Origin of the sequence: Microbulbifer sp. THAF38, from assembly GCF_009363535.1 — a bacterium.
GTDB lineage: Bacteria > Pseudomonadota > Gammaproteobacteria > Pseudomonadales > Cellvibrionaceae > Microbulbifer.
Map to the genome: position 1 here is coordinate 2,533,217 of NZ_CP045369.1, position 14,975 is coordinate 2,548,191.

A 14,975-nucleotide genomic window follows, 5' to 3' on the forward strand; every position below is an offset into this window, starting at 1 on the left:
TCACATACACCAAACCAGACATTTATATTACATTTGCGAGGCCCAGGGCCTATACCCGGGGACGGTAAAGCAACCTGCCACGGCAAGCCAGATTTAGCCATTCCAGGCAGCCAGTATCCAAAACCGTCACCACCGCCCCACCCTTTTGATCCTCACAAAATGCGATATTTGTTGGGCGCATCCCACAGGTCGGGATACGCTCGGCTATCTTGCCATCACAATCGAGAACGCTCACATCGCCCTGGCCAAATACGGCACAGTAAAGCCGGCCATCATCACCAAAAGCCATTCCATCCGGCCCACTAAAACCTTCGGGTGACCCCAGGATAACATTGCCAAAAAGCTCCGCCTCCAAGGGTACTTGAGAGGCGAGATCATATCGATAAATATTCCCTGTTACAGTTTCGCTCACATATAGTCGCTCATCAGTATCAAATGCGATGCCATTTGCAAAAGACAGGCCAGTGTCGATTAGCCTTAAGACGTGGCCATTACGTGGATCAATTTCAAATACCCTTCCGTCATATTGACATTGCCTGAAGTCAGCACGAACTACCTGCCCCTCAACAAACTTATCTGGATCAATGCCAGAATCAGTCAGATAGAGTAAGCCATTTTTCCCAAACGCTAAATCATTTGGCCAAAGATAAGGGTAATCCTTAGGCCCTTCATAGATATTAAGTACCGTACCATCTGGCTTCATGCGTACCAGTTTTTTACCTCCACCTCCGGCTATCCACAGATTGCCATCGCCATCGATTGCTATGCCATTTGGACGCCAACCCGGCTGTCCCACCAGATGGTATCGCCCATGTTTATCAATACGGCTCACACAATTGCGCGCATTCGACATTTCTGCAATATATACTTGGCCGTCAGGTAAACAGACCGGTCCTTCCGGTTCCTGCAAATCATTGAAAAGTATGCGCCTTTCCATAGGATTCACCGTGTAATTCAATCTACGTAGCAACTCGAATTAATAGAGCAATCGATTAATCATTTTCGATTGCCCTACAGTACTTAACACTTACTCGTTGCCACCTTATGGGGATCATGCAATTTTGGAGGTGTAGCATTTCCACCATGCTTCTCCAACCATTCACACGCATGAATAATGTCATCAGCCAGACCATTGATAGCATTCAGGTTTAAATGTGGGCGCACCACGATACGTAAGGAATTTACTGATTGAGCATTTGGAGGCATTGAATAAGCCGATAACACCCAGCCCCGTTCACGCACCTTGTCGGATATATCGTATTCATTAAAATTAGTTATTTTATCATTCAAGGTCATTGCGACTACAGGAATACGTTGCGTTTTGTTCATAATCTCGAAGTAACCGCTATTCACCAACCTACCACGTAAAGTCTGAGCATTAGACAGGGTGTGAGACATAATATCTCTATACCCCTTAAAACCCAGGCGGATAAAATTGTAATATTGATAAGCAACCGGTGATGCATTTCTGCTGAAATTTAATGTGGCCGTGGGCATTTCGCCGCCCAGATAATTGACATAGAACATTAAATCTTCATCGAAAACGGACCGCTCACGGAAAATTATCCAGCCCAACCCCGGCGGTACCAAACCAAATTTGTGTCCCGATGCGTTAATGGATTTTACCCGTGGCAGGCGAAAATCCCAGTGATAGTTGGGATATAAAAATGGATTTACAAATCCTCCAGAAGCACCATCAATATGCATGGGAATGTCATGGCCGGTTTTCTCCTGGTGGCGATCTAGCCAGTTATGAATTGCACGAAAGGAGTCATCTTCACCGGTGAAAGTCTGCCCGGCAATCGCCACCACAGCGATGGTATTTTCATCAACCAACTCATCCAGATGTTCGCTATTAAAGCGATAGTGCCCAGGCTTTAGGGGAGCTATACGCGGTTCCACATCGAAGTAGCGCATAAACTTTTCCCAAACGATTTGAACATTGGCTCCGGTAACCAGGTTTGGCCTGGATGTATCCTTACCAGCTTTCTCTCTCTGTTTGCGCCAATTCCATTTGTGGGCCAAGCCCGCCAGCATACAGGCTTCAGAAGAACCAATGGTGGCTGCACCATAAGGCTCCACACCTTTGGGCCCATTCCACAGCTCATGCAGCCATCGCACCATACGCGCTTCCATAGCGAATAACTGTGGGTACATATCGTGGTCGATATAGTTCTTCAAGTAGTGGTTCTTGGCTACATCGAAAGCTTCTGGCTCAGTAAAGGTAGTAACAAAAGAGGAGAGATTCATAGCCGGTTTGGCATCAGACCAGGTTTCGCTGGTCACTATGGATTCCGCTGCATAAGCTGAGATGCTGTCCCTGGGGAAGTGATCCTCGGGGATATCCTCATTATATTCATCAAAGAACATATCGAATGGCGACTTCTGTTTCACGACCGACCTCCTTGTCACTCGTCAATATCGGAAAAAGACTGCTGTTCATGTCCACCCTCTTGGCGCCAAGAGGGTTTACGCAAATAGAAAATCAGTAACGGAATAGACACTGTAATCACAATCCCGGTAAAGACTAAGGCTACATAAGTTTTGGGATCGGCAATTGTCAGCTGCTGAGGGGGGAAAAAGGACACCAGCAGCGCAAATGAAACGGCGGCAATACCAGTGCCAGCGGTAATCCAAACGCCAGTGATTCCACCGGGTATTTTAAAGCTTCTGGGTAGATCTGGCTGGGTGTAACGCAAACGAATAACCGCTGCAAACATCAGCAAATACATAATGATATACAAACTTATCGCCATTACTGAGATCAACACAAAGGCTGTGGAAACGTTATCCACCAAGACATAAATGGATGAAATCAACAAAACAATCAGGCATTGGGTGTAGAGGATATTTTTTTGTACGCCGCGGGCATTCTCCCGCTGAAACCAGGGTGGCAACATACCGTCCTGAGCGGTGGCCAGTAGCCCCTTACTGGGCCCAGCTAGCCAGGCTAAAGCTCCTCCCAAAGCCCCATAGGCGATTAACCCTGCCAGAATTTGCACTGGCCATCCAATACCCAGTAACTGTGAGAACCCCTGGTTGAACGCGGTGAAAAGGCCCGTCTCTATAGAGATCTGCTTATAGGGAAGAATCGCAGAAATAGCCAGCGCACCGAGGGTAAAGACCAGAAATGACACTAGGGCGGCAATACCGATCACTATCGGGTAACCGCGGCGTGCATTGGGCATTTCAGATACATGGCTGGCCTGGGCCTCGATGCCAGCAAAAGAGAGTAGTATCCCCCCGAGAAAAGCAACTGCTCCCAGGCCGGTAATGTGTGGAAACCAGCGCGGGTGCGCCTGCCCTTCCTCCCTTACAGCCACAGCTGGGTCTGTGGCCGTTTCCCAGCCCAAAGGATGTCCCAACATCACCCAACCTATTGCCAAGGCAATGAGAATTACACAAGGCATCAGCGTGCCCAGCAGGAATCCATATTTGGTAACTTCTGCCAGAAATTGGGTTCCCGAAAGGGCTACCGCGGTAGCAATTAGGTAGGCAACTATACAAAAGCCGCCAATATAATAGGTGTTACCAGCGAGACTCTGATCACCGAAGGCATAAGCAATGGCTGCCGCGGCAAATCCCAGCTCAGTGGGATACCAGACAACACACTCCGCCCATTGCAACCAAATAGCGATAAAACCCACTTTGGGGGTGAAGGCCTCCCCCACCCAGGTATAAACTCCACCGGTGCGGTCGGAAAAAGCACTGCCCAATTCGGCGGCCACCAAACCCGCCGGAATTAAAAATAACAGAGCGGAAATGCCAATGTAGAAAAACATCGTCATTTCTTCCTGCGCCATCATCGGTAGATTGCGGAGGCTGGTTACGATAGTTGCTGCGGTAAGAAAACCCAGAGCACTCGCAGAGAATATTTTGCGATTGGAAATATCTGGCTGCTGCGATTCGTCGGTCTCACCTCTCACAGCCAATACCCCGCTCTATTAAAGGATGCCACCAGGTAAACGTGGCCTGGCACGATAGAGTTTGCCCACTGTTTTTAAGCACTGACCAACTTACGGAGCTTAAATATTAAGTAGACACCGGTCATAAATGGGCTAGAAATACAAAAAATAATTAAGGTAGGAACCAGCCAATTTTTCATGCCTAGCGTAAACATTAAAACAATAGCGAGAACCGCTGAAATCAAACCGAAGCTCAGAAGTTTTATTACACGCCTTGCCTGAATAGGATCAGAATATGCGCGATCAAAACTCGCGAGAAATAGGCCAATCACGCCGAGAAGGCCAAATACGTAACAAATAATAATTAAACTATCTTGCCACGAATTATAGCCACCGATGAGCTGTTTCGAGATTATGAGAACATACATGCCACCCCCAACTAACATTGGGACTACAGGCAGAATTGAAGAGGTAACTCGTAAATCCATTTCAAGTCTCACTGGCACTTAACGCTTTTGAGGAAAATCCTGGCCCACAAAACAATGGTCCAGGCCTTCTTCTGGCCATCTATAAGCATGTATAGGCATGCACCGTCACGACTTGCAGCAACACATCCCTATGTTGCTGGGGCGGCAAAATGGTGAGGATCTCTAGAGGACTCCTCACTAAAGGATTCTTATCTAATCACCATCAGCCATTGTAGATAAATTGGATAATGAATTTTAAACCTTAGAGTATCGGGAGAACCTTGTAGGCGTGAAGAGTATTAAAAAATCGCCTATCAATTGGGCACACCATGTTTGGTATAAATATCGAAGCGCCCCGACTTCCCCTCAAAAGAAAGCGCTGGCTTCTTCTCTGCGAGATACGGCGCCAGCTTGGGACGCTTGACCACGGTGCGGTAGTAGCAGGCCCTGAGAGCGGGCTCTAGTAGATCATCGGCATCCTGATCCTCTCCAACCAGATGATGGAAAGCCACCATTTCCTTTTTTACCTTGGCACTCTTACCCCTGGGAGGAAACATGGGGTCGAGGTAGACAACCGGCCAGGATTCCTCATCCTGCTGAGCTAGCCATTCCGCGGCGGGCACATCCTCATCAGCAAGCGATAAAAGCCTGGCAATCTCAGCCAACTCCGAATCGGTAACGGAAGCCTCCCGCAATCGCCGCAGGCCATCCAGCAATAGCAGGCGCACAACTGGGTTACGCTCAAGCATCCGCACCTCACAGCCCTGGGCTGCCAGAACAAAAGCATCGCGGCCAAGTCCTGCGGTGGCATCCAATATGCGGGGATGAAAGCCGGGCCGTAAGCCTACGGCTTTGGCGACTGGCTGAGCTTTACCACCACCGTATTTACGTCGGTGTGCCAGAGCCCCGCCAACAAAATCGACAGAGATCGGCCCTGGAGCCTTGCGTCCGGTAGCGCAGAGCTGTAGCTGTTCGCCACAGGACAAGACCTGGGGAACATCATTGACTTCCGATGGGGGGACTACCCCTAGACAGGGAAGATTGAGTCGACTGGATAAATCCTGGGCGGCAGGCAGATCTTCTGTTGCCACCGCAATAATGGCCAATGCTGGGCTCACCGGCGCTCCATGTAACAGTTAAATGGTGCGCGATGCTAACCTGGATTTTCCAGCCATGCCAGAGCTTCGGAGTATTCATCCTGCGGGAAAGGCCGCACTTCTGCACTGATAAAATGGCAGACCAGATGCGGCATAAATTTTAATACCGGATTGTCTGACACTACGGCAATTCTTTGAATATGTTTCTCGTGATCCTGCACAAATCGAAAGTGTGAGATCATCGCGACAAAATCTTCCCATCCCGCAAAATCTTGAGCGTCGATCAGCAGCCCCTCTATCCTGCCCTGCTCCCGAATAATGGGATCTATTTTTTCTGCCAGCTGATGAAAATCCTCTGCCCTAAATTTTCCTCTAGGCCGAATTTGTAAAACGGTATGTCCCTGTAGCCACTTATGTTCGATCATTTTGCAAAAGTTGCGGGCCACCTGAACCGGTAGCCCGCAGTGCCTCCTTTATATCTAGCAATCCATTACTTAGGGCTCATCTTCGTTAGTCTTCATGCCCTGGTCGATTTCACTATCGCTATCCGGTGTACTGTCATCCAGATTATCTGCACCTTCCACTTCTCTCTGGGCCTCTTTAGCGGCATCTTCTACCACATTATCCGTTGAAGTGTCGGAATCTGCATCGGGCGTATCCGCCGCATCCCCATCGGCACCAGGAACTGGAGGGGGACCACTGGCACCGCTATCTCCTGATGATCCCGGCATGGGGCCTGCACCCATAGTGTCAGGGCCCTCTCCGGCGCTGGCATCACCACCGGGAGGTGCGGGGTCGGTTTGCTCAGAATCCTGGGGCATTTGGGCATCGGGATTCCCCATACCGTCCGGGGGCGTGGCGGTACCATTTGGAGAGGTTGAATCACTTCCGCTGCCAGATGGCTTGGAATTGTCATTCATCTGCTCACTATTGGGTGAATTCATCGAATCGTAAGCTTCTTTGGCTTTATGCTCGCCACTGCGAGACATAAAGTATCCGATGATCAACAGCAGGATGATCAGTGGAATCAATAACTTTTTCATATGTCGACCTCTCGACCCCGGGCAGTTTCAAAAATTGCGCTCTTGCATGGCCAGCACCCAGTACTCTGGGAATCTACTTATTGCGCGAAACTGGCTGGCCTTACAGCCTTTTGACGCCGAGCAAAGCATAATCAACTGCTATCGGCCAAAGAAGGTGGCGCCAATAATGATAAGAATAACCCGCCATGAAAGTTCTTCAAGGCAATGGACTTGAACAGAAGAGTCTGGATTGCTGTAACTGGCTGACAACTTACAACCAAATGTTCTAATGAGTGCGAGATTTACTGAAGGTGTCAGCCCTGGGAGCTAAATGCTTTGAGCTCCGCCAACAGTGCCTCAGCTTCGGATTCAACAACCGCTGAATCGCAGCTGTGCAATTGCAGCCTGCCATAGCTGTCGAGCCTGGCGAAAATCAGATAACTCTCACCTTTCTCAAGTTTCTTATCGCAGTATTCCAAGCCCAGACGAAAAGTAATTTGATCCGCCACTATGCCTTTCCAAACCTGGCCAGGCACCGCGGAATAGACATAACCGGAGATCGCCGTTACACCCGGCTCCGAGAGTGCACTGTCCACATCCCGATGGATACCAATCACTTCTACCTGCGCCACTACGGCCGCTTCGGTAAAACGGACCTCCAGGTTAGTGCCAGATTCAATCGCTGCACCCTGCCAGGTGAAAGCCTGAATAGCCACTAGCGCCAGGGCAAAACCCCATATGGTACTCCACTTGAACAAGCGATGACTCACGACTCTGCTCCACTTTTCTTTTCTTTGTTGATCTAGGGATAGCACAGCCACCCAATAGATCGCCGGTTTTTTTATCTTGAAAGGATTTATCGGTATTTCATTCCTTGAGAAAACCTACATCCGTATAAAAAACAACCAGGCAAACAATAATGTGGGGCCTGTGAAGATCGGTGATTCACAGAGACAGAGGGGGCGTGAATTATTACAGGAGAATGGGGAATCTCTGCTGAGATGGCGCAAGGCGCAAATAGGAAAGAAAGGCTTGTGTCACTGCGTACAAGATCATCATTGAGGCCAAGGAGCATCTAGACGCAGTGACATGCAACTGTTTATCAGTTCAGCTGCACAAAAGAATTACAGTGGCAGTAATTCCAGCTCAACCCGACGGTTGGCCTGACGACCAGACTCAGAGTCGTTGCTGGCCAGCGGGTAGCGCTCACCATAACCAACGGCCTGCACGCGGCCGACAGAAACACCATTGTGGCTAAAGAAGCTCGCCACAGAATTGGCCCGCTGCTCACTCAGGGACTGGTTATATACATCGGAACCCGTGCTGTCGGTATGGCCACTCACACGGATAGCGGTCTTGTTGAATTCCTGTAAAACCACAGTAACCGATTCCAGGGTGTCGTAAAAATCGGTACGGATATCTGAGCGATTGGTTCCGAAGGTGATATTGCCCGGCATGATCAGGCGAATATTGTCACCTTCACGCTGAACTCGCACACCGCTACCTTCCAGGCGCTGACGCAAAGCCATTTCCTGGCGGTCCATGTAGTAACCAATACCGCCACCAATCGCAGCACCACCCAGGGCACCGGTAAGAGCCCCCTTCTTGCGGTCTTTCTTACTCGCAGTTGCCACGCCAACAATAGCGCCAGCTACAGCGCCCATTCCAGCCCCCTTGGCGGCATTACTGGTTTTACTCTCGCCGGTGTAAGGGTCCAGAGTGGAACAGCCTACCAGTGAGCCCATAGCGAGAATTGCTACCCAATGTTTCATTATTGGTTCTCCTAACGCACTTTTAATAAACGGGTATCGAGACGCACTGAGTTCAGTGCTCCTGCACAGTGCCGGCATTATCCAGCTAAAAGCTGACCGGCGGCTGAATCAACCCAACCAAATTATGTGGAGAATACGACGAAGCCAATTCCAGTTCTATTGACCAGTCCCCATTGCAGGCTTCGAAGCTCTCAGTTGCAGTATCTTCTTGCGATGCTTTTCTACGATATTTCTGTGATATTTCCTGTGGTCCAGAGATCCACAGCAGTTGAATAAAAAGCGATCAAACCAGACTTCTTCCACAGGTTTTGTGGATAACTCTGTGCACTAATAAACAGAGGTACGCGCCAGGCGGCATGCAGTCTCGCCTGCAGCGATTTGCATATTTTTTAAACTCTCTAGTTTTTGCTTTAAAAACAATAAGTTAGAACCAGTCTAAAATTTATGCACAAACTGTATTGATAAATAATCAGACGTCAAGCTGCCCAGTTTTAAGTGTGGAAAAGTTTGTCAATAGCAAAGACGTCACAAGACAGACTTTTTTTAGACACTTTAATACTTACGGTCATAGTGAAGTGGCGCCAAAATATTTTCGATAATTTTTGACGATTCTTGTCAGGGCAAACTCTTTAAATTTGCGCCATATTTGTTTTCTAGCGCCACTCATTGATGGAGCAGTGAATAATGAATAGTCACCGAATTCACCGCCCATTTTTTCAACACCGCTCAACTATTTTTCAACACCGCTCAATAGTGGGGTGGCTTTTCGTCAGCTTGCCTGCCCCCACCCTGCATTTCGAAGGTGAGAGCACTGTACTTATCTCCAAGTTCACGCAGTCTCGCCACCACTGAGCGAATATCCGCATCTTGGCGCGTAATAACGTCATTTAATTGGGAGATCGTATCCTCTTGAAAAGCCAAGCGGCTCTCCAGCTCATCGATACGCTCCATGAGTTTTAAAACTTCTTCTGTCATTACAATAATCCGTACAGTGTCTCAACCAGGCCAACCGCACGGCGATCCATAAACAGACTTTGCCCCAGTCGTGTAGTGATGTAACCCACTCCCAGGCCCTGCTCTGGGTCGGCAAAACCGACACTGCCGCCCGCACCTGGATGGCCAAATCCCTGCTTTCCGCCGAATCGCAGATCTGCGGAGTGACTACTGCGAATAAAGCCGCAACCAAAGCTCACCTCAGCCTGAAGCACTTTATCCCGCCCACAACTCTGTTCTTGCGAGGCTTCATCCACCCATTTTTGTCCAAGGGTTGTTGGATTTCCCCCTGCCAGATCACCGTAAACCGTCGCCAGATCCCGCGCACTGAAATGACCATTGGCTGCGGGAATCAAGGCATTGCGCCACTCGGGGCTGTTAGTTCCCATCATCAGGCTCACCGGATTACTAAACGCCATAGCGACCGGGCCTTTGCGATCTTCTTTGATCGCCCGGCCAATGGCATTCTCACGCAGCTCCGGCAATGGTTGTTTCAGCGGGCTCACATCGGCGATGCGGCTCGAAAGATGTCCCACTGCACCAAAGCCGCCATCGAGATTGAGGGGTTTGGCTAGCATTTCCCGATAAAGTTCCAATAATGGTTTTTCTGCAACGCGCTCTATCAGGCCGCCCAAGCTCCAACCGTAAAGAAACGGCGCATAGCCCTGCTCACTGCCTGGTTCCCACCACGGGGCTGTATGGGCAACCGCATCGCAGGCCGCCAGCCAATCATAAATAAGACTGTCCTTAACCCGCTCGCGAAAGGCGACCAAGCCACTGCGATGACAGAGAAGTTGGCGCGCGGTGACAGTTTTCTTATGCTGTGCAAATTCTGGCCAGTAATCTGAGACTGGGCGATCCAAATCCAACGTGCCCGCTTCTACCTGCTGCATAGCGAGCAGTGCTAAAACCCCCTTGCTGGACGAAAACACATTGACCAGTGTTTCTTCCGTAAAGGGTTTCTCCCCTTCCCGGTCGGCACTGCCCGCCCACAAGGAGCAGATCAACTCACCTTGCCGTCGCACCGCAAAGGCGGCACCAGTGTCTCCACACTCGCGAAAATTTTTGCCGAAAGCCTCGAACAGGGCTTCGAAACCGGGGGCGCAAAAGCCGTATATTTCCATGTATCTAGGTCCAGATAATTCGGGTAACTCTATTGCAAGTCCGCAAGGTTAGTTTCTTCCCCTCCCTGGCGCAAATCGTTACTATGGCGCGTCCACAGCGAGGGATAGTTATGACTGAGCAAATCGCCATTCAGGATCAGATTCAGGGCAACCATTGTTTTGGTTGCGGGTCGGACAACGACCAGGGCCTGCGTATTAAAAGCTATTGGGTAGAGCCGGATAAATCCCGTTGTGAATTTACACCCAGCCCGTACCACAATGCCGGACCCGCTCAATATTTGAACGGCGGTATTATCGCTACGGTGATTGATTGTCATACCATTTGTACCGCCATCGCCGATGGCTATCTGCAAGCGGGTCGCAATGTGGGCAGCGGGGATAAAATCTGGTTTGCCACTGGCAAGCTGGACATCAAGTACCTGGCGCCCGCTGCCATCGATAAACCGGTAATCCTGGAAGCCTCTATTGTCGAACGCGGCCCCAAGAAGACCATTTTGCACTGTGACCTCCGTAGCGACGGGCGCCTTTGCGCAAAGGCAGAAGTGGTTGCTGTAAAAGTGCCAGACGAATGGTAGCCCGCCGAACTAGGCCTCACATGACAGTAGGAAGCCCCTTTGGGGCACCCACAACCAGGTCACACCTTTTCCGCTGATGTGGGAAGCTCCAGCCGGTACCCACAAAACTTGCAGTATTCCGCATCTGGATCATGGGTGCTGCGGCCACAGTTATTACAGCGGTGATGTTTGCGCTCGCGATGCATCTCACCCGCCAGCTCAGCGGTAAGGATGCCCGTTGGTACGGCAATAATTGAATAACCAATCAACATGGTCATGGCTGCTATACCCTGCCCCAATGGCGTTTGAGGAGAAATATCCCCATAACCAACGGTGGTAATGGTCACAATCGCCCAGTAAACACTGGTGGGGATACTGGTAAATCCGTTTTCCGGCCCCTCCACTACAAACATCAGCGAGCCGAAGATAATACACATCACCAGGACGCTGGAGTAAAACACCAGAATTTTCCGCCGGGCCAGCCCCAAGGCCCGCAATAGCAGGTTGGCATCCTGCAGGTAGCGCACCAACTTTAAAATCCTGAAGATACGCAACACCCGCAGCAAGCGGATCACCAACAGATAGGTGGCCCCGGTATAGAGAAGAGCCAGGTAACTGGGCAGAATCGCCAGCAGATCGACAACGCCATAAAAACTGAAAATATATTTGCGCCGATTAACCGAACAGTAGATACGGGCAGCGTATTCCAAAGTAAAAAGACCGGTGAAAAGCCACTCCAGTGTGGTCAGTAGCGCCCCGTAACGTTGTGCGATTGGGCCAATCGAAGCCAGTAGTACCAGCCCAACACTAATTAAAATTGCCCAGATCAAGAACACATCGAAGTTACGCCCCGCGGGCGTGTCGGTGCCAAAGATCACTTCATTGAGCAGTTTGCGACGTCCAGTCAACGCCATGGATTAACCTCTTCTACCAGCTGCTAGGGATTTGCCTCGAAATTTTACCCGCTGGCGGCTGGCGGGTCGCCCCCTATTCCGCTTCTTCCGCTTGTTCCGCTTCCTTACAGAACTGACGGCGACCTCTTTGACTTCCATCGCGCCTCGGGCACAATCGCGCCCAAGCTATTCAGTGCAAAGTTTTTTAGGAGCCCAACGCTATGGCCAAGGAAAATCGTCTTGTCTACTCCACCGACCGCGGTCGTATCAAAGAGGAGCCCGCAGCGGAAAAGCAGCACCAAGGTGATGGGATCGTACGTATCCAAAGAGAGACCAAAGGGCGCAAAGGCAAGGGGGTCACTTGCGTGCGCGGCGTAGACGGCACAGATAGTGAGCTGAAGTTACTGCTGGCAGAATTGAAGAAACGCTGCGGCTGTGGCGGTGCCCTGAAAGACGGGGTAATCGAAATCCAGGGCGATAAGCGCACCGAAATCAAAGCACTGCTGGAATCTAAAAACTACAAAGTTAAGCTCGCCGGCGGCTAGACTGCCTGCAGGAGACGCAAGGGATTCACTTCCAACTGCCCCTCTCTGTCCAAGCAGCGTTGCAGCAGAGCCGCCAGTTGAATCTGGTAGCGCTCCAAAATTATCGAAATCGCGTATTTGCAGCGGGACTCCATAGTATGCACCACCGCCAAGGCTTCCTGATGTCGCTGGGGTAACTGCTGCAATGGCTCACGCTTGGCCTTAATACAAAGCGCGCTATCCAATCCCTGTGCTTTTAACAACTCAGATGACTCCACCGTAGCGAAGGTGGCATCCAGCTCCCGCGCGGAAAGGGCCAGATATTTCTGTACCAGTTCCCGCTCGGCCAGGTCCGGGGACAGTCGACCCGCAAAGATTGCGAGACTGGTACTGTAACCCGCAAGGCGCTCAATGTGTGTTGCCAGCGCTTCATAAGCCGCCAGCTGGCTCAGCAGACTCCGTGCCTGCTGGCGCTCCCGCGCCGGCATCGCCACAACGGCCAAGCAAAGCCTTTGATAAAATACTGAATAGATATGCTGGAGCTGCCGTTCGATTTCCTCCAGCTCAGACCTTTTTACTGCCGCGGCTTCCTGAGCCGCTGCGAGGCTGGCACTATTCAAGGAGTAATCCTGCGGTTCGATACGCACCTTGGCTCGAATCAACGCCGCCCCCAGCTGTATCGTCACCATCAGCAGGCGCGCGCTCTCGCGCTGCTCGCGTAACTCACGCAGCTCAATTAATTTACTGCGCAGCCAATCGATACTGCTCTGCAAATCCATCGCCTGCAGTTCCTGTGAGGCTGGCCTGCGCAGGGGCATTAAAGTCAGAGGCGGCAGGCGGTTAAAATAAACATCCATCACCTCTAATGCCTCTTCCGCCTCACGGCTGGAGCTGAGTAATCGGCGATTCTCCACTACCTGACAGTCGGGAGCACTCGCCTCCGCACTGATGTTCCTGGCCAATGTGGGGAAATCGACAAAGAGGTTTTCCAGGGAAAACGCCCTCTGCAGGCGCCCATTCACATTGCTCTGCTGAACACTCTCAATACGTTCCAGATCTGCCGCTTCAAAGACATCCCAGGGATCACTGGCCTGACTCATCGAAAGCTCGATGGTTTTACCGGTTTCCTCATCGAGATTTTCCAGGGTCCAGGCCACAGCGGCAGGAATATTTTCAAAGCACTGCCCCACTGCTGATGCCTCTCGCGCAATCTCGGCAACCATTAGGTCTGCATGCACCAGGCGATGCCAATTCCCGGCAAACTCGGTGAATGCCTCACTGCCAATCAAATCTGCGGCCCAGAGGTCCGCACGGGATTCCAGATAAAGGGCACTCCTCCGGGTTAAGGCACGGTGCAGATTTTCGAGTCGCTCGATCAATGGCAACAGGAAATACCCACAGGTAACCAGCATTTGATGGAAGAGTTTCAGCGGCCCCGGCTCACCACGGCTGCACAATACACTTCGCTCATTTTCCAGAGCCCACTGCATCAGTTCCAGGCGGCGCACTCCATCCAAAACCAGCCAGGCCAGCAGACCATTGAGCTTTCCCTGGTAAAGGCCAAGGTTGCGCACCATCAATGCCAGGGTCTCACTGCCACGCAGGGAAGTGACACTGGCCAACCCCAAATTTAGTGGCAGCTCTTGGCGCATCACCTCAGAAAATCTGGGGGCACAGTAGACACGGGCATCCGGGCTTAATATCAAAGCCTGTACCCTTGGTAACTTTGTTGCGTTTGATAGTTGTTCAAGCAAACGCCACAGGTCTTTGCTTTCAGAATGCTTTAAGAGTTTTTCACCAGGCTGAGTACGAGCATCCCTGGGAAAGCAGAAGTAGGGCAAAGCCAACAACAGCATTAAGAAAACAATGACTGTCACTCCCCCCAAACTGAACAGCAAAGTAGCGCCAGTTAATTCCCCCTGCCAAACCGCCTGAGGAATTTGCCATAGCAGTGCGCCGGCACCATAAAGGCACAGTATTGCCACACAAATAAAAACGGCAGGAGTCACTATCGCGGGGAGTAGCCCAAGGAGAACCCTTACCCCTGAAGTGGTCACGGTTGGCTTCTTACTACTGAAGAGAGGCTTTTCTTTTCCTTTCGCCTCTGGCATTTCTGGTTTTGATTTGGTCTTTTGAGGGGTTAGTCGGGGTTCTGGCCGCTCTGTAGCACTTCCGCCTCTCACTTTTGCGGAAGTCACAGTAGGGCTTTCTAAATCCTCCCCACTCTGAAGCGCCTTTTCCTCTTTCAAAGCCTGTTCTTTCAGAGCCTTACCATTGGAAGCAGTTTCCAATGCGGTTTGGGTTGACGGCTTCGCCTCTACACTGGCCCTACGTCGCTGGGCTACTTTGATTTTTGCGATCAACTGCTGGTTATCGAACTTTCCCGCAGGACAAACCTCGGCACGCAGCCCCATCTTGTGCAGACGAGCCCTGTACTCCAGGGCCTGTGACGATATCAAGCTATCTTTAATCACCCAGCCCTTTAGCAGTAACCTGCGAGCCTGTGCTTCTGGAATCGAGAATAGTTTGGCGATATCCCGAGTCACCACTTCTGGTTTTTTGGCGTGAAGCATCCGTCCTGTGGAAACCACCTGGTATAAATCCTGGCCCGCCATTTCCCTCTC

Annotated in this window: 16 protein-coding genes; 2 read left to right on the forward strand and 14 right to left on the reverse strand. The window is 50.9% G+C overall.

The genetic code is table 11. The annotated features are described in order from the left end of the window. Positions 1–49: 49 nt before the first annotated feature. The 12 genes from FIU95_RS10715 to FIU95_RS10765 form a co-directional block, all read right to left on the reverse strand. Complete coding sequence (locus FIU95_RS10715) at positions 50–937, reverse strand: SMP-30/gluconolactonase/LRE family protein (protein WP_152453762.1); 888 nt, start codon at positions 935–937, stop codon at positions 50–52. Between the two features lie 83 nt (positions 938–1,020). After that, the gene (locus tag FIU95_RS10720; protein ID WP_152453763.1) at positions 1,021–2,394 is read right to left on the reverse strand and encodes a glutamate decarboxylase; all 1,374 of its coding nucleotides are present in this window, start codon (positions 2,392–2,394) and stop codon (positions 1,021–1,023) included. A 14-nt stretch (positions 2,395–2,408) separates the two neighbouring features. Continuing rightward, positions 2,409–3,926, reverse strand: coding sequence for an amino acid permease (locus FIU95_RS10725; RefSeq protein WP_253868565.1), 1,518 nt, complete (start codon positions 3,924–3,926; stop codon positions 2,409–2,411). A gap of 74 nt (positions 3,927–4,000) precedes the next feature. Continuing rightward, positions 4,001–4,393: a hypothetical protein gene (locus FIU95_RS10730; RefSeq protein ID WP_152453764.1), complete on the reverse strand. Its 393-nt coding sequence runs from the start codon at positions 4,391–4,393 to the stop codon at positions 4,001–4,003. Between the two features lie 293 nt (positions 4,394–4,686). Then, the gene (locus FIU95_RS10735; protein WP_152453765.1) at positions 4,687–5,490 is read right to left on the reverse strand and encodes a class I SAM-dependent methyltransferase; all 804 of its coding nucleotides are present in this window, start codon (positions 5,488–5,490) and stop codon (positions 4,687–4,689) included. 35 nt (positions 5,491–5,525) lie between these two features. Beyond that, entirely contained in the window at positions 5,526–5,915 is a 390-nt protein-coding gene (locus FIU95_RS10740) for an STAS/SEC14 domain-containing protein (protein ID WP_253868567.1), read from the reverse strand. A gap of 48 nt (positions 5,916–5,963) precedes the next feature. Next, on the reverse strand, positions 5,964–6,512 hold the full coding sequence (locus FIU95_RS10745) for a hypothetical protein (protein WP_152453766.1): 549 nt from the start codon (positions 6,510–6,512) through the stop codon (positions 5,964–5,966). Between the two features lie 293 nt (positions 6,513–6,805). Further along, positions 6,806–7,261: a hypothetical protein gene (locus FIU95_RS10750; protein ID WP_152453767.1), complete on the reverse strand. Its 456-nt coding sequence runs from the start codon at positions 7,259–7,261 to the stop codon at positions 6,806–6,808. A 354-nt stretch (positions 7,262–7,615) separates the two neighbouring features. Continuing rightward, positions 7,616–8,263 carry an OmpA family protein gene (locus FIU95_RS10755; RefSeq protein ID WP_152453768.1) on the reverse strand — a complete coding sequence of 216 codons (648 nt, stop codon included), beginning with the start codon at positions 8,261–8,263 and terminating at the stop codon, positions 7,616–7,618. Between the two features lie 565 nt (positions 8,264–8,828). After that, positions 8,829–8,993 carry a hypothetical protein gene (locus tag FIU95_RS21145; protein ID WP_172975379.1) on the reverse strand — a complete coding sequence of 55 codons (165 nt, stop codon included), beginning with the start codon at positions 8,991–8,993 and terminating at the stop codon, positions 8,829–8,831. 17 nt (positions 8,994–9,010) lie between these two features. Continuing rightward, on the reverse strand, positions 9,011–9,238 hold the full coding sequence (locus FIU95_RS10760; protein WP_152453769.1) for a SlyX family protein: 228 nt from the start codon (positions 9,236–9,238) through the stop codon (positions 9,011–9,013). Then, entirely contained in the window at positions 9,238–10,380 is a 1,143-nt protein-coding gene (locus FIU95_RS10765) for a serine hydrolase domain-containing protein (protein WP_152453770.1), read from the reverse strand. Before FIU95_RS10765 ends, FIU95_RS10760 begins: the two co-directional genes overlap by 1 nt. A 32-nt stretch (positions 10,381–10,412) precedes the next feature. Here FIU95_RS10765 and FIU95_RS10770 point away from each other — a divergent pair, with 32 nt between their 5' ends. Further along, positions 10,413–10,955, forward strand: a complete 543-nt coding sequence (locus tag FIU95_RS10770) for a PaaI family thioesterase (RefSeq protein ID WP_253868569.1) — start codon at positions 10,413–10,415, stop codon at positions 10,953–10,955. A 59-nt stretch (positions 10,956–11,014) separates the two neighbouring features. On the opposite strand, the gene FIU95_RS10775 is transcribed toward FIU95_RS10770, so the two are convergent. Then, positions 11,015–11,848, reverse strand: a complete 834-nt coding sequence (locus FIU95_RS10775) for an ion transporter (protein ID WP_152453771.1) — start codon at positions 11,846–11,848, stop codon at positions 11,015–11,017. A 200-nt stretch (positions 11,849–12,048) separates the two neighbouring features. Between FIU95_RS10775 and yciH the strand changes: the two genes are divergently transcribed. Beyond that, positions 12,049–12,372, forward strand: a complete 324-nt coding sequence (gene yciH, locus FIU95_RS10780) for a stress response translation initiation inhibitor YciH (RefSeq protein WP_152453772.1) — start codon at positions 12,049–12,051, stop codon at positions 12,370–12,372. Here yciH and FIU95_RS10785 read toward each other — a convergent pair. Further along, a complete protein-coding gene (locus tag FIU95_RS10785) occupies positions 12,369–14,966 on the reverse strand; it encodes a hypothetical protein (protein WP_152453773.1) in 2,598 nt (865 codons plus the stop codon). The two genes, yciH and FIU95_RS10785, sit on opposite strands and share 4 nt — an antisense overlap. Positions 14,967–14,975 lie beyond the last annotated feature (9 nt).

Excerpts from the sequence above, each read along its gene's own strand:
- FIU95_RS10715 (WP_152453762.1), bottom strand. The coding sequence starts at position 937 with ATGGAAAGGCGCATACTTTTCAATGATTTGCAGGAACCGGAAGGACCG.
- FIU95_RS10730 (WP_152453764.1), bottom strand. The coding sequence starts at position 4,393 with ATGGATTTACGAGTTACCTCTTCAATTCTGCCTGTAGTCCCAATGTTA.
- FIU95_RS10745 (WP_152453766.1), bottom strand. The coding sequence starts at position 6,512 with ATGAAAAAGTTATTGATTCCACTGATCATCCTGCTGTTGATCATCGGA.
- FIU95_RS10755 (WP_152453768.1), bottom strand. The coding sequence starts at position 8,263 with ATGAAACATTGGGTAGCAATTCTCGCTATGGGCTCACTGGTAGGCTGT.
- FIU95_RS10760 (WP_152453769.1), bottom strand. The coding sequence starts at position 9,238 with ATGACAGAAGAAGTTTTAAAACTCATGGAGCGTATCGATGAGCTGGAG.
- FIU95_RS10765 (WP_152453770.1), bottom strand. The coding sequence starts at position 10,380 with ATGGAAATATACGGCTTTTGCGCCCCCGGTTTCGAAGCCCTGTTCGAG.
- FIU95_RS10775 (WP_152453771.1), bottom strand. The coding sequence starts at position 11,848 with ATGGCGTTGACTGGACGTCGCAAACTGCTCAATGAAGTGATCTTTGGC.
- yciH (WP_152453772.1), top strand. The coding sequence starts at position 12,049 with ATGGCCAAGGAAAATCGTCTTGTCTACTCCACCGACCGCGGTCGTATC.
- FIU95_RS10785 (WP_152453773.1), bottom strand. The coding sequence starts at position 14,966 with ATGGCGGGCCAGGATTTATACCAGGTGGTTTCCACAGGACGGATGCTT.